The sequence below is a fragment of the Pseudoxanthomonas suwonensis genome (assembly GCF_010093235.1).
In the GTDB taxonomy this organism is placed as follows: Bacteria; Pseudomonadota; Gammaproteobacteria; order Xanthomonadales; family Xanthomonadaceae; genus Pseudoxanthomonas; species Pseudoxanthomonas suwonensis.
This window is the reverse complement of the sequence record NZ_PDWP01000013.1, coordinates 1-19,304: the sequence shown is the minus strand read 5'-3', so window position 1 is coordinate 19,304 and position 19,304 is coordinate 1. Positions and strand designations below refer to the sequence as shown.

At 71.7% G+C, this 19,304-nt stretch carries 17 protein-coding genes and 1 pseudogene; 10 read left to right on the top strand and 8 right to left on the bottom strand.

Annotated elements, in window-relative coordinates:
• Positions 1-3: 3 nt before the first annotated feature.
• The 4 genes from CSC68_RS07780 (at position 4) to CSC68_RS07765 (ending at position 6,756) form a co-directional block, all read left to right on the top strand.
• Positions 4-645, top strand: coding sequence for a TetR/AcrR family transcriptional regulator C-terminal domain-containing protein (locus tag CSC68_RS07780; RefSeq protein ID WP_162203000.1), 642 nt, complete (start codon positions 4-6; stop codon positions 643-645).
• A 129-nt stretch (positions 646-774) separates the two neighbouring features.
• Positions 775-1,866 carry an efflux RND transporter periplasmic adaptor subunit gene (locus CSC68_RS07775; protein WP_162202999.1) on the top strand — a complete coding sequence of 364 codons (1,092 nt, stop codon included), beginning with the start codon at positions 775-777 and terminating at the stop codon, positions 1,864-1,866.
• Positions 1,863-4,943, top strand: a complete 3,081-nt coding sequence (locus tag CSC68_RS07770) for an efflux RND transporter permease subunit (RefSeq protein WP_162202998.1) — start codon at positions 1,863-1,865, stop codon at positions 4,941-4,943. The genes CSC68_RS07775 and CSC68_RS07770 overlap by 4 nt, the downstream gene beginning before the upstream one ends.
• A 292-nt stretch (positions 4,944-5,235) precedes the next feature.
• Positions 5,236-6,756: a M28 family metallopeptidase gene (locus CSC68_RS07765; RefSeq protein ID WP_246193484.1), complete on the top strand. Its 1,521-nt coding sequence runs from the start codon at positions 5,236-5,238 to the stop codon at positions 6,754-6,756.
• A gap of 78 nt (positions 6,757-6,834) precedes the next feature.
• Here the strand turns inward: CSC68_RS07765 and nth are convergent, their stop codons facing one another.
• The 3 genes from nth to CSC68_RS07750 are packed head-to-tail and all read right to left on the bottom strand — an operon-like array spanning position 6,835 to position 8,738.
• Positions 6,835-7,587, bottom strand: a complete 753-nt coding sequence (gene nth, locus CSC68_RS07760; RefSeq protein WP_170296343.1) for an endonuclease III — start codon at positions 7,585-7,587, stop codon at positions 6,835-6,837.
• Positions 7,584-7,904, bottom strand: coding sequence for a hypothetical protein (locus CSC68_RS07755; protein ID WP_246193489.1), 321 nt, complete (start codon positions 7,902-7,904; stop codon positions 7,584-7,586). Before CSC68_RS07755 ends, nth begins: the two co-directional genes overlap by 4 nt.
• A gap of 51 nt (positions 7,905-7,955) precedes the next feature.
• Positions 7,956-8,738, bottom strand: coding sequence for an enoyl-CoA hydratase/isomerase family protein (locus CSC68_RS07750; RefSeq protein WP_162202995.1), 783 nt, complete (start codon positions 8,736-8,738; stop codon positions 7,956-7,958).
• A 168-nt stretch (positions 8,739-8,906) separates the two neighbouring features.
• On the opposite strand from CSC68_RS07750, the gene CSC68_RS07745 reads away from it, so the two are divergent.
• The 3 genes from CSC68_RS07745 (at position 8,907) to CSC68_RS07735 (ending at position 11,372) form a co-directional block, all read left to right on the top strand.
• The gene (locus CSC68_RS07745) at positions 8,907-9,608 is read left to right on the top strand and encodes an FKBP-type peptidyl-prolyl cis-trans isomerase N-terminal domain-containing protein (protein ID WP_162202994.1); all 702 of its coding nucleotides are present in this window, start codon (positions 8,907-8,909) and stop codon (positions 9,606-9,608) included.
• Between the two features lie 85 nt (positions 9,609-9,693).
• Complete coding sequence (locus CSC68_RS07740) at positions 9,694-10,506, top strand: CoA pyrophosphatase (RefSeq protein WP_425501224.1); 813 nt, start codon at positions 9,694-9,696, stop codon at positions 10,504-10,506.
• Positions 10,503-11,372, top strand: coding sequence for a sulfurtransferase (locus CSC68_RS07735; protein ID WP_162202993.1), 870 nt, complete (start codon positions 10,503-10,505; stop codon positions 11,370-11,372). Before CSC68_RS07740 ends, CSC68_RS07735 begins: the two co-directional genes overlap by 4 nt.
• A gap of 42 nt (positions 11,373-11,414) precedes the next feature.
• Here CSC68_RS07735 and CSC68_RS07730 read toward each other — a convergent pair whose 3' ends face one another.
• Entirely contained in the window at positions 11,415-12,179 is a 765-nt protein-coding gene (locus tag CSC68_RS07730; RefSeq protein WP_162202992.1) for an SDR family NAD(P)-dependent oxidoreductase, read from the bottom strand.
• 110 nt (positions 12,180-12,289) lie between these two features.
• On the opposite strand from CSC68_RS07730, the gene CSC68_RS07725 reads away from it, so the two are divergent.
• The gene (locus CSC68_RS07725) at positions 12,290-13,204 is read left to right on the top strand and encodes a LysR family transcriptional regulator (RefSeq protein ID WP_162202991.1); all 915 of its coding nucleotides are present in this window, start codon (positions 12,290-12,292) and stop codon (positions 13,202-13,204) included.
• Between the two features lie 4 nt (positions 13,205-13,208).
• On the opposite strand, the gene CSC68_RS07720 is transcribed toward CSC68_RS07725, so the two are convergent.
• Positions 13,209-13,988, bottom strand: coding sequence for an enoyl-CoA hydratase/isomerase family protein (locus CSC68_RS07720; protein ID WP_162202990.1), 780 nt, complete (start codon positions 13,986-13,988; stop codon positions 13,209-13,211).
• A 42-nt stretch (positions 13,989-14,030) separates the two neighbouring features.
• On the opposite strand from CSC68_RS07720, the gene CSC68_RS07715 reads away from it, so the two are divergent.
• Together CSC68_RS07715 and CSC68_RS07710 are read left to right on the top strand one after the other, a co-directional pair.
• On the top strand, positions 14,031-14,549 hold the full coding sequence (locus CSC68_RS07715; RefSeq protein ID WP_162202989.1) for a copper chaperone PCu(A)C: 519 nt from the start codon (positions 14,031-14,033) through the stop codon (positions 14,547-14,549).
• 63 nt (positions 14,550-14,612) lie between these two features.
• A complete protein-coding gene (locus CSC68_RS07710; protein WP_162202988.1) occupies positions 14,613-15,512 on the top strand; it encodes a universal stress protein in 900 nt (299 codons plus the stop codon).
• A 64-nt stretch (positions 15,513-15,576) separates the two neighbouring features.
• Here the strand turns inward: CSC68_RS07710 and CSC68_RS07705 are convergent, their stop codons facing one another.
• The 3 genes and pseudogenes from CSC68_RS07705 to CSC68_RS07695 form a co-directional block, all read right to left on the bottom strand.
• Positions 15,577-15,999, bottom strand: a complete 423-nt coding sequence (locus CSC68_RS07705; protein ID WP_162202987.1) for an acyl-CoA thioesterase — start codon at positions 15,997-15,999, stop codon at positions 15,577-15,579.
• Complete coding sequence (uvrA, locus tag CSC68_RS07700) at positions 15,996-18,935, bottom strand: excinuclease ABC subunit UvrA (protein ID WP_162202986.1); 2,940 nt, start codon at positions 18,933-18,935, stop codon at positions 15,996-15,998. The genes CSC68_RS07705 and uvrA overlap by 4 nt, the downstream gene beginning before the upstream one ends.
• Positions 18,936-19,117: 182 nt before the next feature.
• Positions 19,118-19,304, bottom strand: a pseudogene (locus CSC68_RS07695) (23S rRNA (pseudouridine(1915)-N(3))-methyltransferase RlmH); the annotation flags it as partial.

The following is a 19,304-nucleotide window of genomic DNA, read 5'->3' as shown; positions in this document are numbered from 1 at the left end:
GCCATGGCCCTGCAGCGCGACAAGATCATCGAAACCGCCTTCCGCCTCCTGGACGAGGAAGGCCTGGACGGCATGACCCTGCGCAAGCTGGCCTGCGCGGTCGGGGTGCGCGCGCCATCGCTGTACTGGCACTTCCGCGACAAGCGCGACCTGCTGGACGCGATGTCCGAGGCACTGCTGGAAGGCGTGGCCCGGGACATTCCCACCGGTGCCCCCTGGCGCGAAACCGTGCACCGGATCGGCGCCGAGCTGCGCCAGGCCTTCAAGTCGCGGCGCGACGGCGCACGCGTGTACGCCGGCACCTTCGCCGTGAGCAGGAACGTGCTGCGCACGACCGAGGCCCTGGTCCAGGCCTTCCGCGACGCCGGCGCGGAGCCGGAGTTCGCGGCCACCGCCGGCCTGCACGTCATGCACTACGTGCTTGGCTTCGTGATCGAGGAGCAGGCCCTGCCTACCGATCCGGACCAGGTCGCGCTGCTGAAGCAGGCGTTCACCGATGCGGTCGAGGACGGCTGTCCCTGCCTGCGCGATGCGCGCGATGCGTTGCTGGAGCCAGACTTCGACGCGCGTTTCAGGGAAGGCCTGGAGCTGCTGCTGGACGGTGTCGAGCGGCGCGTGGCGGCCGGCCGGGGGAGGAAGCGGTGATGCCTGCCATCGTGCAATGGCGTCCGCCCGACCTGGCGCCGCGCGCCTCCCGCTCCTGAAGTCGTTCCCACCGCAACCCGAGCCGTGCCCGTGTCCAGGGCGCGGTCTGCGATCGTGACTGGAGTTCCCATGAAAGCGAGGATCCGGCGCCAGCCCGTGCTGGCGATGGCGCTGCTGGCAGTGCTGGCCGGCGGCGGCGGCGAGGCAACGGAGGAGGCCGCGCAACCGCCTGCGGTGACGGCGGAGGCGCCGCGCCTGCAGCAGGTCGCGCGCAGCCTGCGCGTCTCCGGTCCGGTGGCCGCCTACGAGGAGATGCAGCTGGGCGTCGAGCTCAACGGACTGCGCGTCACCGCGCTCAACGTGGACGTGGGGCAGCAGGTGCGTGCCGGCCAGGTGCTGTTGACCCTGGACCACCGCACCCTGGACAGCGAACTGGCCCAGGCGCGTGCGTCGATGCAGGAGGCCGAGGCCGCGCTCGCCCTGGCGCGCGCCAACTACAGTCGTGCCGAGACCCTCGCCGCGCGACAGCTCATCAGTGCCAGCCAGCTCGACGAGTTGCGCGCGCTGCGCATCCAGGCCGAGGCGCAGCTGGCCACCGCCCGTGCGCGGCGCGACGCGGCGCAGCTGCAACGCGACTTCGCCGAGCTGCGTGCGCCGGCCGACGGCGTCGTCTCCAGGCGGATGGTGCAGCCGGGCCAGGTGGTCGCCGCCGGCACCGAGCTGCTGCGCCTGATCCGCGACGGCCGGCTCGAATGGCGCGCGGAACTGCCCGAACGGCAGCTGGCCCTGGTCGAGGTCGGCAACCCGGTGGAGCTGGCCTACCAGGGCAGCACCATCAGCGGCCGCGTGCGCGCGGTCAGTCCCGGCGTGGACGCGGAGTCACGCACTGGCACGCTTTACGTCGACCTGCCCGAGCCCGGTCCGTTGAAGGCCGGCGTCTACCTGGAAGGGCGCATCGTCACCGGCTCAGGCCAGGCGCTCATGCTGCCCAGCGAGGCGGTGGTCCAGCGCGACGGCCACGCCTACGTGTTTGTGCTCGACGATGGCCAGGTGGTGCAGCGGCGGCGCGTGCGCACCGGCCTGGCCGAGGCGGGGCGGATCGAGATCGTCGAAGGACTCGAACCTGGCCGCCAGGTGGTGGTGAAGGGCGCCGGTTTCCTTGGCGAGGGCGACCGCGTGCGCGTGGTCGCGGACACGGACACGGAGGCCGGCGCGCCATGAACATCTCCGCCTGGGCCATCCGCCGGCCGCTGCCGGCGGTGATGGTGTTCTTCGTGCTGTGCGTGGCCGGCCTGTGGGGCTTCCACAGGCTGCCGGTGGCGCGCTTTCCCGACATCGCCTTTCCGATGACCACGGTCACCGTGGTGCTGCCCGGGGCCTCCCCGACCCAGCTGGAGGCCGAGGTCACCCGCAGGATCGAGGACTCGGTGGCCACGATCCCCAACGTCAAGCGGATCATGTCCTCGGTCAACGAGGGCGTGAGCACCACCATGGTCGAGTTCCAGCTCGAGGTGGACCTGGCCACCGCGCTGGACGACGTCCGTGACGCGGTCACCCGCGTCCGCACCGACCTGCCCCAGGACATCCAGGAACCGGTGGTCTCCAAGGTGGACATCGGCGGCGCGCTGATGACCTATGCGCTGGTCGCGCCGCGGATGAGCCAGGACGAGGCCAGCTGGTTCGTCGACCGCGAGGTCACCCGCGCCATGTACGGCGTGCCCGGCGTGGCCGAGGTCACGCGCGTGGGTGGCGTGGAGCGCCAGGTGCGCGTGGACCTGGATCCCGATGCGCTGCAGGCCTTCGGCGTCACCGCCGGCGATGTGTCCTCGCAGCTGGCGAAGATCCAGGTCGAGCGCGCGGGCGGCCGCGCCCTGCAGGCCGGCGGCGAGCAGGTGATCCGCACCATCGGCACGGTGGCCGATGCGCGCGAGCTGGAGGACTACAGCATCAGCCTGCCCGACGGGCGCGCGGTGCGGCTGTCGGCGCTGGCGCGGGTCAGCGACGCCGCCGCCGATCCGGCCGAGGCCGCCCTGCTGGACGGCAAGCCGGTGGTCGCCTTCTCCATGTCCCGGACCCGTGGCTCCAGCGAGGTCGAGGTGGAGGCCGGGGTGCAGGCGGCGCTGGAGCAGCTCAAGGCCAACCATCCCGGCATCGACTTCCGCCTGGTCACCACCGCCATCGACGAGACCCACCGTTCATACGACTCGTCGATGACGATGCTGTGGGAAGGCGCGCTGCTGGCGCTGGTGGTGGTGTGGCTGTTCCTGCGCGACTGGCGCGCGACCTGGGTCTCGGCGGTGGCGCTGCCGCTGTCGATCGTGCCGACCTTCGCGGTGATGCACTGGCTGGGCTTCAGCCTCAACATGATCACCCTGCTGGCGCTGGCGGTGGTGGTCGGTATCCTGGTGGACGATGCGATCGTGGAGATCGAGAACATCGTCCGCCACCTGCGCATGGGCAAGACCCCGCTCGAGGCCGCCCGCGAGGCCGCCGGGGAGATCGGCAACGCGGTGATCGCCACCTCCCTGACCCTGGCGGCGGTGTTCGTGCCGGTGGCGTTCATGCCCGGCGTCGCCGGCAAGTTCTTCCGCGAATTCGGCTGGACCGCGGCGACCGCGGTGCTGTTCTCGCTGCTGGTGGCGCGCCTGCTCACGCCGATGATGGCCGCCTACCTGCTCAAGCCGCACGGCAGGGAGGAGCGGGATTCGCGGTTGATGCGCTGGTACCTGGGCTGGGTGGACGCAGCCCTGCGCCACCGCGCACGCACGCTGTGGATCGCCACCGGCCTGTTCGTCGCCTCGCTGGCCCTGGTGCCGCTGATCCCCGCGACCTTCATCCCGGTCTCGGACCTCGGGCGCAGCAACCTGAGCCTGGAACTGCCGCCGGGCACGCGGCTGGAGCAGACCGTGGCGGTGGCGGAGCGTGCCCGCCACATGCTGGCCGACATGCCCGAGCTCAAGCAGGTCTACACCACGGTGGGCAGCGTCCTGGACCTGGGCGACCCTTCGGCGCCGCCGGTGGGCGAGGCGCGCAAGGCCACCCTGGTGCTGGACTGGGGCAAGGCGGAGGAGCGCGGGCGCGACCAGACCGCGCTGGAGCGCGAGGTGCGCCGGCGCCTGTCGGTCCTGCCGGGCGTGCGCGTGAGCTACATCAGCTCCGAACCGGGCAACGTGATGCAGCTGGTGCTGGCGGGCGACGATCCGCGCCAGCTCAACGAAACCGCGCTGGCGCTGGAGCGCGAGCTGCGCGGCATCCCCGGCCTGGGCAGCATCACCTCCTCGGCCTCGCTGCTGCGCCCGGAGATCCGGATCGCGCCCGCCCCGGCGCGCGCCGCCGACCTGGGCGTGTCCACCGCCGACATCGCCGAGGCCGCCCGCATCGCCACCTCGGGCGACTACGTCCAGCGCATGGCCAAGCTCAACCTGCCGGACCGCCAGATCCCGATCCGGGTGGGCTTCGCCGAGTCGGCGCTGGACAATCCTTCGCTGCTCGGACAGCTGCGGGTGAACGGGCGCAATGGCCCGGTGCCGCTGGCCGCGGGGGCCGAGATCGGCATGGGCAGCGGCCCGACCCCGGTCTCGCGCTACCAGCGCCAGCGCAACGTCACCCTGACCGCGGAACTGAGCGGGCGGCCGCTGGGCGAGGTGATGGAAGAGGTGCAGTCGCTGCCAAGCGTGCGCAACCTGCCGCCGGGCGTGGAGTTCCTCAACGCCGGAGACGCGGAGGTGTTCGTCGAGCTGTTCGTCGGCTTCCTGCTGGCGATGGTCGCCGGCATCGTCTGCATCTACATGGTCCTGCTGCTGCTGTTCAACCATGCGCTGATGCCGCTGACCATCCTCGTGGCGGTGCCGCTGTGCGCCGGCGGCGCGTTCGGTGCGCTGCTGCTGACCCAGAACATGCTGTCGCTGCCGGCGCTCATCGGGCTGCTGATGCTGATCGGCATCGCCACCAAGAACTCGATCCTGCTGGTGGACTACGCGGTGATCGCCGAGGACGAGCAGGGCATGAGCCAGCACGACGCGCTGGTCGACGCCTGCCGCAAGCGCGCCCGGCCGATCATCATGACCACCCTGGCGATGGGCGCGGGCATGATGCCGATCGCGCTGGGCCTGTCGGGCGATTCCAGCTTCCGCGCGCCGATGGCCATCGCGGTGATCGGCGGCCTGATCACCTCGACCCTGCTGAGCCTGGTCGTGATCCCCGCCGCATACACCGTGATCGACGACCTGGGGGAGTGGTTGGCGCGGCGCTTCCGCCACCGCTCCAGCCACCCGCGCCAGGCGGAAACGGCTGGCTGACGACCAGCGCCGCAGGGTCCGCGTGGCACCCACGCGGCGCAGGCGCGCGCGGCCAGGGCGCGCCTGCGCTTAGGATAGGGACAGGCCGTCGCAGGCTCGGCCGCGGATGCGGTGGGCAGGGGCGGCCTTTCTCATGAGTCCCGTGGCGACCGCCGAGGTCGTCGCGGGGTGGTTCGTTCCTGGCAAGGGGAAAGACGAAGTGGCAGGTGTCTGGCGTGGGGTGGTGCTGGCGGGGTTGGCATGGGTTTCGGGGACGGCGGTTGCAGGCGCCGCGGAGCAGGTGGACCTGGACATGGTCGCGAGGATCCGCCAGGAGGCGTTCGCGCGGTCGCAGGTGGCGGCGAGCCTCAAGGAGTTGACCGAAACGATTGGTCCGCGCCTGACCAACTCCCCCGCCTACGCGCGTTCGACCGCCTGGGCGCGGACCCGGTTGCAGGGCTACGGCCTGGCGAACGTGCACGAGGAGGTGTACGACCCGGCGTTCGGCCGCGGCTGGGAATACCGCGCCTCGCGCGTCGAGCTGCTCTCGCCCCGCGCCATGCCCGTCCATGCCGCGCCGAAGGCATGGACCCCCGGCACCGGCGGCCCCGTCGAGGGCGAGGTGGTAAAGGCCACGCTCAAGGACCGCGAGGACCTGGAGAAGCAGAAGGGCAAGCTGCGCGGGAAGATCGTGCTGCTCGACGACGTGCGCCCGTACAAGCCTTCCGACAAGCCCGGCTTCCGCCGTCATTCGGACGAGGACCTGGGCGAGCTGCGGACGTTCCCGGTGCCGGAGGACGCCGAGCCCGATGCCCACGACAAGCGGGTGGAGGCATACCGCAAGCGCCAGGCCTTCGAGCGCGAGCTCAATGCCTTCCTCGAGCAGGAAGGGGCGCTGGCGACGCTGTCGGTCAGCTCCCGCGACAACGGCATCCTCCGCGTCACCGGTGGCGGCTCGCGCAAGGCGGGCGAGCCGGTCGGCGTGACCGCGCTGGTGGTGGCGGCCGAGCACTACAACCAGCTGGTACGGGCCGTCGACCGCGGGCAGGACGTGCGCCTGCGCATCGACGTCGACGCGGGTTTCACCAGCGAGGAGGACCTGCCGGCGACCAACGTGTTCGCCGACCTGCCGGGCTCCGGGAAGGCCGGCGAGGTGGTGCTCATCGGCGCCCACCTCGATTCCTGGCACACCGGCACCGGCGCCAGCGACAACGGCGCCGGCGTGGTGGTGATGATGGAGGCCATGCGCATCCTCAAGGCGGTCGGCGCCCGGCCGAAGCGCACCATCCGGCTGGCGCTGTGGGGCGGCGAGGAACAGGGCCTGCACGGCTCCTCGGGCTACGTCGCCAGGCACTTGGCGGACTGGCCCGAACCGACCGATCCGGAGCAGAAGGCGTTGCCGCGCGCGTACCAGCGCGGCACCGGACCGCTGCAGCGCCGGCGCGACTACGAGCGTTTCGCGGCCTATTTCAACTTCGACAACGGCACCGGGCGCATCCGCGGGATCTACGCGCAGGAAAACCATGCCGCGGTGCCGATCTTCAAGGCCTGGCTGGAGCCGTTCAACGACCTGGACGCGGAGATCGTCAGCACGCGCAACACCGGCAGCACCGACCACATCCCGTTCGACCGGGTGGGCCTGCCCGGTTTCCAGTTCGTGCAGGACCCGGCGGACTACTTCGCCCACGTCCACCACACCCACCTGGACACCTACGACCACGTGGTGCCGGACGACCTCAAGCAGGCCGCGGCGATCATCGCCTCGTTCGCCTGGCACGCGGCGACGCGCGAGGAGCGCTTCCCGCGCAAGCCGTTCCGGGACCGCGACGAGTAGGCGCACGTCCGGGCCGGATGCCGGCTCCCGGTTCGGGAGCCGGTTGGCAGGAAGGCCGCGGAAGCGGCCTCCGCCTTTTCAGTCCCTGGCGTCCCCCGGAGTCTTGTCCGGAAAGCGGCAGAGGTCGCGGATCACGCACTTCGGGCACTCCGGCCTGCGCGCCTTGCAGACGTAGCGCCCGTGCAGGATCAGCCAGTGGTGCGCGTCCTGCATGAATTCCGCCGGCACCGTGCGCAGCAGCGCGTCCTCCACCGCGCGCACGTCCTTGCCCGGGGCCAGCCCGGTCCGGTTGGAGACGCGGAAGATATGCGTGTCCACCGCGATGGTCGGCTCGCCGAAGGCGGTGTTGAGCACCACGTTGGCGGTCTTGCGACCCACGCCAGGCAGCGCCTCCAGCGCCTCGCGGTCGCGTGGCACCTCGCCCCCGTGCTTCTCCAGCAGGATCCGGCAGGTGGCGATGACGTTGGCCGCCTTGGCGTTGTACAGGCCGATGGTGTTGATGTACTGCTTCAGCCCGTCCTCGCCCAGGGCCAGAATGGCCGCGGGCGTGTTCGCCACCGGGAACAGGCGGCGGGTCGCCTTGTTGACGCCCACGTCGGTGGCCTGCGCCGACAGCGCCACCGCCACCAGCAGTTCGAATGGCGTGCTGTACTCCAGCTCGGTGGTCGGGCGCGGGTTGAGCTCGCGCAGGCGCGAGAACAGCTCGTGTACTTCCTGCTTCGACAGCCGTCCGCTGCGGGCACGGATGCGTGGCTTGGCGGCCGCCTTGCGGGCCACGGGCTTGGCGGCCGGCTTCGCCGCGCTGGCGCGCTTGCGTACCACCTTGCTCATGGCTTGTGCCCCGCGGCGCGCGCACGGGCGCGGGCCAGCGCCGCCGCCGCGGCCGGTGGCAGGGCAGGGCCGGCGGCCGCGCCGGGTGCCTCCGGCGTCGCCGCCACGGCCCGCCGCCGCGCCTCGCGTTCGGCCGCGATCCGCGCCAGCCGCGCGGCGCGGGCGCGATGGCGGTCGCGCGCATCCCAGGCCGCGCGCAGGCGTTGCTGGGCCGACAGCAGCGCAGCGTCGTCCGCGTCCGCCGGCGAGGCGGCGTAGTCCATCAGGCCAGCCTGCAGCGCGGCATCGATGTCGCCTTCGCCCAGCAGCGCGAGCATGCGCTCACGCTGCGCCAGGCGGGCGGGATCGTGCACGGGAACCATCGCCGGTCAGCGGTTGCGGAACTGCGGCGTGCGCTTCTCGAGGAAGGCGGAGGTGCCCTCGCGCATGTCCTCGGTGGCGAACAGCAGGGCGAACTGCGCGGTCTCGAACTGGAGCCCTTCCTCGATGGGGCATTCGCCGCCGACCACCACCGCGTCGAGGATGGCGCGCAGCGCCAGGGGCGCGGCCGCGGCCAGGCGCGCCGCCAGTGCGTCGACCTCGGCCTGCAGCCCGGCGGCAGGCACGACGCGGTTCACCAGGCCCAGCTCCTGCGCGCGCGCTGCATCGATCGGGGTGCCCAGCAGGCACAGTTCCAGCGCCGCGGCGCGACCACACAGGCGCAGCAGGCGCTGGGTGCCGCCGAAGCCGGGCGCCAGGCCGAGGTTGATCTCCGGCTGGCCCATGCGTGCGTTGTCGGCGGCGATGCGGAGGTGGCAGGCCATCGCCAGTTCCAGGCCGCCACCGAGGGCGTAGCCGTTGATGGCCGCGACCACCGGCTTGGGCATGCGCTCGATCCGGCGCATCAGGCGCTGGCCCAGCAGGGAGAACTCGCGCGCGGCGATCGCATCGAGCTGGTTCATCTCGGCGATGTCGGCGCCGGCGACGAAGGCCTTGGGGCCGGCGCCGGTGAGGACCACCACGCGCACCGAGGCATCGGCGGCGGCCGCGGCGAATTCCGCGTCGAGCGCCTCCAGGGTCTGGCGATCGAGGGCGTTCAGCCGCTCGGGGCGGTCGACGGTCAGGGTACGGACGCCCTCGGCGTCGCGGACGGTAACGGGACTGGGCGCCATGGGGCTCCTGGTTCGTTGCGGTTCGGTAATGTGAATGGCGGTCCGGAACTTGTCGTTCCCGCGGCGGTCACAGGCCTGTCCCCACGCTATGGCGGGTGGACCAAGCGGCGGCTATCCTAGCGCGTCGAACCCGGGCCTGGCCCGGTCCCCTTTCCGGAGAAGAACTTGATGAAGTTGCGTCCGATCGCTGTCGCCCTCGCCGCCGTGGCCATGGCTGGCAGTGCCTTCGCCCAGGACACCACGTCCGAGAAGGGCAGGCTGAGCTACTACTTCGGCTACGACTACGGCAACAACCTTGCCGAACTGCAGGCGCGCGGCGAACAGCTCGACGTCAATTCGGTGGTCAAGGGCCTGCAGGATGCCCTGGGCAAGAAGGAGCCGGCCATCACCGCCGAGCAGCTGCGTCCGGCTCTGGAGGCCTTCCAGAAGCGCGAGCAGGCGCGCGCGCAGGAAGCCAAGGCCCAGTACGACAAGGTCGCGGCGGAGAACAAGACCAAGTCCGACCAGTTCATGGCCCAGAACAAGGCCAAGTCGGGCGTGCAGACCCTGCCCAGCGGCGTGCAGTACCGCGTGATCGAGGCCGGCAAGGGCGCCAAGCCGACCCAGGCCAGCACCGTGCAGCTCGAGGTCGCCGGTCCGTATCCGTTCGGCCAGCGTCCGGAGCAGGCGCGTCCGGCCCAGCAGATCCCCAGCATCAAGGTGAGCGACGTCGAGATGCCCGCCATGCGCGAGGTGCTGCTGCAGATGCCTTCCGGCTCCAAGTGGGAAGTGGCGCTGCCGCCGGACAAGGCCTATGGCGCCGACCCGCGCACCGGCTTCCCGCCGAACGTGGCGGTGGTGTTCGAGATCAAGCTGGTGTCGGTCAAGTAACCAGGCGGTTTCCATCGCCGTTGTGTACTGCTGCGCCGGCTTTTCGCCGGCGCAGTCGTTTCGGGCCCACGCAGAATCCGCATCCGTGAGTGTTCCCATCGATCCGCCAGCCCCCTCCAGCCCCTGCATCGGGTTGTGCCGCCTGGATGGCGACGGATTGTGCGAAGGTTGCCTGCGCAGCGGCGCGGAGATCGGGGCCTGGTCGCGGATGGACGAGGCCCAGCGTCGCCACCTGATGGAGGACGTGTTGCGGCACCGCCAGCTCCAGCGCCAGGCCTTCCTGCAGCGGCTGCACGAGCGCAGCGGCCTGCGGCGCGTGCTGCATCCGCTGCGCCAGCCGCCGCGCGAGCCGGGCTGGAACCGCGAGGAACTGCACGACCTGCTGCTTCCCGATCACCAACCCGCCGAGGCCGCGGTGCTGGTCGGCCTGGTGCCGCGGGACGAGGGCACGCGGGTGCTGCTGACCCTGCGCACCGATGGCCTGCGCCACCATGGCGGCCAGGTCAGTTTCCCGGGTGGCCGGATCGAGGCCTCGGACCGCGGCGTGCTCGGCGCGGCACTGCGCGAGAGCCACGAGGAAATCGCGCTGCCCGTGGGCCAGGTCGCGCCGCTGGGCTACCTCGATCCGCTGCTGACCATCAGCGGCTTCCGCATCACCCCGGTGGTGGCCGCGATCGATCCGGATTTCAACCCGCGTCCCGAGCCGGGCGAGGTGGCCCAGGTGTTCGAGGTGCCGCTGGACTACCTGATGGAGCCGTCGCGGCTGCGCCACATCGACATGGACTACCGCGGGCGCACGCGCACCGTGCTCGAGTACGACTGGCCCGGGCAGCGCATCTGGGGCGCGACCGCTGCCATCCTGTACAACCTGAGGCGACGCCTGGAGGAGGGCGCATGACCGGCATGCACTGGACCACCCTGGTGGACGTCCCCGCGCTGGCCGCGCGGCTGGACGATCCGCAGTTGCGCCTGCTCGATGCGCGCGCGGTGCTGGCCGATCCGCAGGCCGGTGCCGCCGCGTTCGCCGTCTCGCACCTGCCGCGTGCGCGCCATGCCGACCTGGACCGCGACCTGTCCGACCACGGCGTGCAGGGCCAGGGCCGCCATCCGCTGCCGTCGGCCGTGGATTTCGCCCGGCGCGTGGGCGAATGGGGCATCGCCCCGGAGCATCAGGTCGTGGTCTACGACGCCGGCGACGGCAGCATGGCCGCAGCCCGTGCCTGGTGGCTGCTGCGCGTGCTGGGCCATGCCCGCGTGGCGGTGCTGGACGGCGGCCTGGCGGCCTGGCGTGCCGCAGGACTGCCGGAATCCGGCGACGACGCCGGCGCGCCCGCGCCGCTGCCGCCGTATCCCTCGCCGGGCTTCGCCCAGGCCCGCATCGCCACCGCCGCGGACGTGCTGCCGCGCCTGGGCGAACCCGCGGGCTGGCTGCTGGACGCGCGCGGCGCGGAACGTTTCCGCGGCGAGGTCGAGCCGATCGATCCGGTTGCCGGCCATGTGCCCGGCGCGGTCAACCGGCCCTTCACCCTGAACCTGCGCGACGGCCGCTTCCGGCCCGCGGAAGAGCTGCGTACCGAGCTGGAACCGCTGCTGCACGGCTGGGCGCCGCCGGATGCGGTGCTGATGTGCGGCTCCGGCGTCACTGCCTGCCACCTGCTGCTGGCGATGGAGCACGCCGGGCTGCCCGGTGCGCGCGTCTTCGCCGGTTCGTGGAGTGGCTGGATCGCCGATCCCTCGCGCCCGGTCGCGCGCAGCACCCAGTGAGGACGCCCGGCGGGCCGCAGTCCGCCGGGCCGGCACCCGGGTTCAGACCAGCATGCCGCCGGAGGCCTCGATGCGCTGGCCGTTGATCCAGGCCGTGCCGGGCTCCAGCAGCGCGGCCACCGCGCCACCGATGTCGTCCGGCTGGCCGACGCGTCCCAGCGGGGTCTGCGAGGCCACCCAGGCATTGAGCTGGCGGTCCTCGCGCAGGCGGCCGCCGCCGAAGTCGGTTTCGATCGCGCCGGGGGCCAGGGTGTTGACGCTGATCCGGCGTTCGCCAAGCTCGCGCGCCAGGTAGCGGGTCAGCACCTCCACCGCGCCCTTCATCGAGCCGTAGGCCGAAGTGCCGGGCACGCTGAAGCGGGCCAGGCCGCTGGAGATGTTGAGGATGCGGCCGCCGTCGGCAATCAGCGGCAGCAGGGCCTGGGTCAGCAGGTACGGGCCCTTGAAGTGGATCCGGTACATCTCGTCCAGCTGCGCCTCGGTGGTCTGGGCGAAGGGCACGTGCAGGCCGGTGCCGGCGTTGTTGACCAGGTGCTCGAACTGCTGCCGGCCCCAGCCGGCCAGCACCTCGCGCACGCGGGCGGCGAAGGCCGCGAAGCTGCCGCTGTCGGCCACGTCCAGCGGCAGCACCGCGACCCGGCGCCCGAGCGCCTGCAGCTCGGCGGCGGCGGCTTCGGCCTCGGCGGACTGGCTGCGGTAGGTGAGGATCAGGTCGTGGCCGGCGCGGGCCAGGTGGGTGGCGGCGTTGCGGCCGAGGCCGCGGCTGCCGCCGGTGATCAGGGTGACGGGGGAGACAGGGGTATCCATTGCGAAGCTCCGTGCGTGGGGAGAAATGGGACACGCACAGGCTATTGGTGCAGGATGGGCTGATAAACTCAGCTCATGCGATTTCTTTGTTCGCCTGGGGCGAACAGTCCATGGACCAGCTCGAGCACTACCGCATCTTCCTCCGGGTCGCCGAACTGGGCGGCTTCACCCGCGCCGCCGACAGCCTGGGCCTGCCCAAGGCCAGCGTGTCCACCGCGGTGCGCCGGCTGGAGGCGGACCTGGGCACCCAGCTGTTCCATCGCACCACGCGGCGGGTGCAGCTGACCGGCGACGGCACGCTGTTCCTGGAGCGCTGCCGCGACTTCCTGGGCGAAGCCGAGGAGCTGCAGGCCATGTTCCGGCGGGAACCGCAGCAGCTCAGCGGGCGGGTGCGGATCGGCATGTCGGGCGGCATGGCCCGGCAACTGGTGCTGCCGCGGCTGGGGGCGTTCCTGGAGGCGCACCCGGGGCTGCAGATCGAGCTGGGCGCCGGCGAGCGTCGGGTCGACGTGGTGCGCGAGGGCTACGACTGCGTGGTGCGAACCGGCGGCATCGTCGATCCCAGCCTGGTCGCGCGCCGCCTAGGCCTGGCCCCGGTGGTCACCTGCGCCAGCCCGGCCTATCTGGAACGCCACGGGGTGCCGCGCACGCTGGATGACCTGGCTTCCCACCGCCTGGTGCAGTTCGCGGTGGCCTTCGGCCAGAAGCCGGAGGGGTTCGAGCACCCGCTGCCCGGCGGCGGCCATGCCACCCTGGAGCTGCCCGGTGCGGTCACCGTGGACAACGGTGAGGCCTACGTCGGCGCGGCCCTGGCCGGGCTGGGGCTGATCCAGCTGCCGCGTTTCGGCGTGCGCGAGGCGCTGGCCGAAGGCCGCCTGGTCGAGGTGCTGCCGCAGCTGCCGGCCGCACCGATGCCGGTCAGCCTGCTGTATCCGCTGCAGCGGCACATGCCACGCCGGGTGCGCGAGGTGATGGACTGGCTGGCCCAGGTGCTCGCCGAACACCTGGAGCCATGGCCAGGCTGAAGCCTCAGGCCTTGCCGAGCTTCGCCAGCAGGGCGCGCAGGCCGGCCTGGGTGTCGGGCTCGTACCAGCCCTCGACGAAGCGGTCCAGGTGCAGGTGCTCCGGATCGAGCGCGCGCACCAGGTCGGCGCGGGCGAGGGCGCGGGTCTGCAGCATCGGCGCGCGCGGCAGGCGCAGCAGCGGTTCCAGCCAGGCCAGTGCGCGCGGCACCACTTCCTCCACCGCGGCCAGTTCGTCCACCAGGCCGATGCGCAGCGCTTCCTGGTCCGGGACCATCGCGCCGGCCACCAGCAGGCGTTCGGCGCGGTGATGGCCGATCACCCGGCGCATCAGCTGCTGCGCGCCATCGGGCACGGCCAGGCCGACCTGGGTCTCGTTCATGCCGATGGCGAACGGTTTGGCTGGATCCGGCGAGCGCGCCATGATCCGGTAGTCGCAGCACAGCGACAGCACGCAGCCGCCGGCCGGTGCATGTCCGGTGACCGCCGCCACCACCGGGATGCGCAGCCCGGCCAGCGCGCGGGCCGCGCCGAAGAACGCGCCCCAGGCCGCCTGCAACGCGTGGCGGTCTTCGCCCAGCGACATCAGGTAGGGCACGTCCAGGCCGGCGGAGAACATGCCCGGCGCGCCGGACACCACCACCGCGTCCATGTCCTCGGACACGGCGGTTTCCAGGCCGGAGATCAGCGCGCGGCACAGCACAGGGTCCAGCGCGTTGACCGGCGGGCGCGCCAGGCGCAGTTCGCGGATGCGGCCGTGGTCGATGGTCTGCACGAGGGCGTTCATGGGTGTCCGGTGGCATGCGGATGGGGCGGCTATGATAGGGGCATGGACATCCGACGACTCCTGCCTGTTGCCCTGCTGGCCAGCCTGGCCACGTTCCCTGCAATCGCCCCCGCCGCCTCGCCTGCCGCGAAGGGCGCGGCCAGGCCCGCATGCGTGGCCGTGGACGGCGGCTGGATCCGCCTGTCGCCGGTGCCGCAGCCGCGGATGCTGGCCGGTTTCGGCCGCATCGCCAACCACTGCGGCGACGCGGTGGCGGTGGTCGGTGCCAGCAGCCCGGCGTTTGCCGAGGTCACGGTGCACGAGACCGTCGTCGTCGACGGCGTGAGCCGGATGCGCGAGCTGGAGCGCCTGGCGCTGCCGGCGCATGGCGAAGCCGTGCTGCAGCCCGGTGGCCTGCACCTGATGCTGATGCAGCCGGTGCGGGCATTGGCCGAAGGCGAGCGCGTGCCGCTGCTGCTGGAGCTGGCCGACGGTGCGCAGGTGCAGGTGGAGCTGGAAGTGGCGCGTAATGCACCGGAGGGTGCGGCCAACGAGGCGCCCGCGCACCATCATCATCACTGAGGGCGCGCCGCAACTGCGGCGTGCAGGGGCCGTGGCGCCGCCACGGCCGCAAGGGGAGGAGCCATGAACGAAGCAATCGGCCGGCCGCGTTCGATCCTGCTGGCCAGCGACCTGGACGCGCGCAGCGACCGCGCCCTCGACCGCGCCGTGCAGCTGGCCCGGGCCTGGGGGGCGCGCCTGGTGGTGGCCAACGTGGTCGAGGAGAACGCGGTCGAGGCCCATGCCATGCTGGTCCGCGATCCGCCGGCCTGGTACCGGGGCAGCGACCCCGTGCACGAAGCGGAGAAGCTGCTGCAGGCCGACGCAGACGCCCGCGGCGTGGATGTCGACCTGCGCGTGGTGCGCGGCGGCCGCGTCGCCGACCGCGTGCTCGAGGTGGCCCGCGAGGAAGACTGCGACCTGATTGTGACCGGCGTGGCGCGCCAGGAGATCCTTGGACGACTGATGCTCGGTTCCACCGTCGACCAGCTGGCCCGGCGTTCACCGGTGCCGGTACTGGTGGTGCACCGGCGTATGCACGGCCCTTACCAGCGCATGGTGGTGGCCAGCGACTGGTCGGAATCCTCGAAGTTCGCTTTCCGGGCCGCGGCGGGCCTGTTCCCGGATGCCGCCATCGGCGTCCTGCATGGTTACGACGTGCCGATGGCCGGCCTGGCGGACACCGGCCGCGATGCGCTGCTGGCCGCGGCGCACGAGGCGGCGCTCGCCGAAGGGCAGGCCTTCATCGCGGCCTGCGAGCCGCCTGGCGGCGCCAGCAGGGTGGGCCTGGTGGTGGAGCGCCTGGATCCGGCGTTGCTGTTGCGGCTGTATGCCAGCCAGTTCCCGGTCGACCTCGCGGTGGTGTCCTCGCACGGGCGCAGCGCGGTGTTCGACGTGCTGCTGGGCCACGTGGCGCAGCGCCTGGTCGAGGAGTCGCCGGTCGACACCCTGATCGTGCGCGATCCGCACGCGCGGGCACGCTGAAGCCCGGCCGCATCGTGGATGCGGCCGGGCGCGTGGTTCGGGATGCCGCGCCCGGCGGGCGCGATCAGGCGACGGCGGCGCGGATCGCGTCCGGCAGCGGCGCGCTGCGGCCGGTTTGGGTGTCCATCCAGACCACGACCACGTTGCCGTCCGAATACAGCACCTTCTCGTCCTTCTGGTCGAGGATGCGGTGGCCGATGGTCACGCTGCTGTTGCCCAGGCGCTCGACGAACAGCTCGACGACGATGTCGTTGGGCCACACGATCGGCGCGCGGTAATTGACGTTGGTGGCGGCCACGACCGGGGCGATGCGGTCGGTCATGGACACGCCCGGCACGCCCTGCATCCAGCGCACGCGCGCCTCTTCCAGGTAGGAGATGTACTTGGCGTTGTTGACGTGGCCCATGGCGTCCATGTCGCGCCAGCGCACGCTGATCGGCACGCGCGCCAGTTGGCGCGGCTGCGGGGTGGGGCTTGCTTCGGTCATGCGGTCCTGCTCTTGGTTTTCTTCGCCGGTGCCTTCTTCGCCGCGTTCTTGCGTGGCGGCAGCACCGGGTCCCTGGCCACGGCAGCGGGCTTGCTGCCGCGTGGCGTCTTCGTCTCCGGCAGCAGCTTGGCCAGGAAGCGGCCGGTGTGCGAAGCCGGGTTGGCGGCGATGTCCTCCGGCGTGCCGGTGGCGATGATCTGCCCGCCGCGGTGTCCGCCTTCCGGGCCGAGGTCCACGACCCAGTCGGCGGTCTTGATCACGTCGAGGTTGTGCTCGATCACCACCACGGTGTTGCCCTCGTCGCGCAGGCGGTGCAGCACGCCCAGCAGGTGCTCGATGTCGTGGAAGTGCAGGCCTGTTGTCGGCTCGTCGAGGATGTACAGGGTGCGACCGGTATCGCGGCGCGACAGCTCCTTGGACAGCTTCACGCGCTGCGCCTCGCCGCCGGACAGGGTGGTCGCGCTCTGGCCCAGCTTGACGTAGCTCAGGCCGACGTCGACCAGGGTCTCCAGCTTGCGCGCGATCGACGGCACCGGCTCGAACAGCTTGAGCGCGTCCTCGACCGTCATCTCCAGCACGTCGTGGATGCTGTGGCCCTTGTACAGGATGTCCAGCGTCTCGCGGTTGTAGCGCTTGCCGCCGCAGACGTCGCAGGGCACGTACACGTCCGGCAGGAAGTGCATCTCGACCTTGATCAGGCCGTCTCCCTGGCAGGCCTCGCAGCGGCCGCCGCGCACGTTGAAGCTGAAGCGGCCCGGCGAGTAGCCGCGGGCGCGCGCTTCCGGCACCTGCGCGAACAGTTCGCGCAGCGGGGTGAACAGGCCGGTGTAGGTCGCCGGGTTCGAGCGCGGGGTGCGGCCGATCGGCGACTGGTCGATGTCGACGATCTTGTCGAACAGGTCCAGGCCCTCGATCTCGCGGTACGGCGCCACCTGGTGCGAGGCGCCGTTGATCTCGTTGGCCGCCAGCGCGAACAGGGTGTCGTTGACCAGGGTCGACTTGCCGGAGCCGGACACGCCGGTGACGCAGGTCATCAGCCCGGCCGGGATCTCCAGGTCGACGTCCTTGAGGTTGTTCCCGCTGGCGCCGTACAGGCGCAGGGTCATCTTCGGGTTCGGCTTGTGGCGCCTGGCCGGGACCTCGATCTTCCGCTTGCCGGACAGGTACTGGCCGGTCAGCGAGCGCGGCGAGCGCACCAGGTCCTCCAGGGTGCCCTGGCCGACGATCTCGCCGCCGTGCACGCCGGCGCCGGGGCCGATGTCCAGCACGTGGTCGGCGGCGCGGATCGCGTCCTCGTCGTGCTCGACCACGATCACGGTGTTGCCGAGGTCGCGCAGGCGGGTGAGGGTGCCGAGCAGGCGCTCGTTGTCGCGCTGGTGCAGGCCGATGGACGGCTCGTCGAGCACGTACATCACGCCGACCAGGCCGGCGCCGATCTGGCTGGCCAGGCGGATGCGCTGGGCCTCGCCGCCGGACAGGGTGTCGGCCTTGCGCTCCAGGGTCAGGTAGTCCAGGCCCACGTCGACCAGGAAGCCCAGCCGCTCGTTGATCTCCTTGACGATCTTGGCCGCGATCTCGCCGCGCCAGCCGGGCAGCTGGATGTTGCGGAAGAACGACAGCGCCTCGTCGATCGGCAGGACCACCAGCTCGGGCAGGGCGCGGTCGGCGACGAACACGTTGCGCGCGGCGCGGTTGAGCCGGGCGCCGCCGCATTCGGGGCAGGCGCGCTCGGAGATGTACTTGCCCAGTTCCTCCTGCACCGCCGCCGACTCGGTCTCGCGGTAGCGGCGCTCGAGGTTGTTGATGATGCCCTCGAAGCGGTGCTTGCGCTGGGTGCGGCCGCCGGCCTCGGTGAGGTAGGTGAAGCTGATCACCTCGTCGCCGCTGCCGTACAGCACCGCCTGCTTCACGTTCTCGGGCAGCTGGTTCCACGGCGTGTCAGGGTCGAAGCGGTAGTGCCTGGCCAGCGAATTGATCAGCTGGAAGTAGTAGGCATTGCGGCGGTCCCAGCCGCGCACGGCGCCGGCGGCCAGCGACAGCTCCGGGTGCGCGACCACCCGCGCCGGGTCGAAGAACTCGGCCATGCCCAGGCCGTCGCAGGACGGGCAGGCGCCCATCGGCGCATTGAACGAGAACAGGCGCGGCTCCAGGTCCGGCAGCGAGTAGTCGCACACCGGGCAGGAGTACTTGGACGAGAACAGTTGCGGCGGCGTCTCCGGCTTGTCCAGCGACATGACCATGGCCATGCCGTCGCCCAGCTTGAGCGCGGTCTCGAACGACTCGGCCAGGCGCTGCTTGATGTCGTCGCGCGGACGGAAGCGGTCGATCACCGCCTCGATGGTGTGCTTCTGGCGCAGGGCCAGGGCGGGGACCGCGTCGATCTCGTGCAGGGTGCCGTTGACCCGCACCCGGACGAAGCCCTGGGCACGCAGCTGCTCGAACACCTGGACGTGCTCGCCCTTGCGCTCGCGCACCACCGGGGCCAGCAGCATCCAGCGCTGTTCCGGGTCCAGCGCCAGCACCTGGTCGACCATCTGGCCGACGGTCTGGGCCTCCAGCGGGTAGCCGTGGTCCGGGCAGCGCGGGATGCCCACCCGCGCGTACAGCAGGCGCAGGTAGTCGTAGATCTCGGTGATGGTGCCGACGGTCGAGCGCGGGTTGTGCGAGGTCGACTTCTGCTCGATCGAGATCGCCGGGGACAGGCCCTCGATGTGGTCCACGTCGGGCTTTTCCATCACCGACAGGAACTGGCGGGCGTAAGCCGACAGCGACTCGACGTAGCGCCGTTGGCCTTCGGCGTAGATCGTGTCGAACGCCAGCGAGGACTTGCCGGAGCCGGACAGGCCGGTGATCACGATCAGCTTGTCGCGGGGCAGGTCGAGATCGAGGTTCTTGAGGTTGTGTGTCCGCGCGCCGCGGATCTTGATGGCATCCATCAGTGGGGGGCTCTGCGGAGGCAATGCGCCAGCGTAAGGGAACGCTGGATTTGGGGGCAACGGCCATCCACCGCAAGCCGCCGGGCGGCGGGGCGGGTCCGGTGGGGGCGTGGGGGGGGTTTGGCGGCCGCCGGGGCCCGGGCGCGGGGGGGGGGAGGGTTGGCCACCATCCCCGCCGCGCGTTACCGCTGCTGGCCCACCACCCGCCGTACCAGCATGGGCGGCAGGGTCAGCGGCCCCAGCTACCAGGACTCGGCGGCGATCGCCTTGACCTCCGGCGCATGCCCTTCCGGCCCGCCGATCAGGAAGGCCAGGTCGCGGCCCTGCTGGCGCCAGTGCTCCATGCGCGCGGCCAGCTGCTCGGAAGAC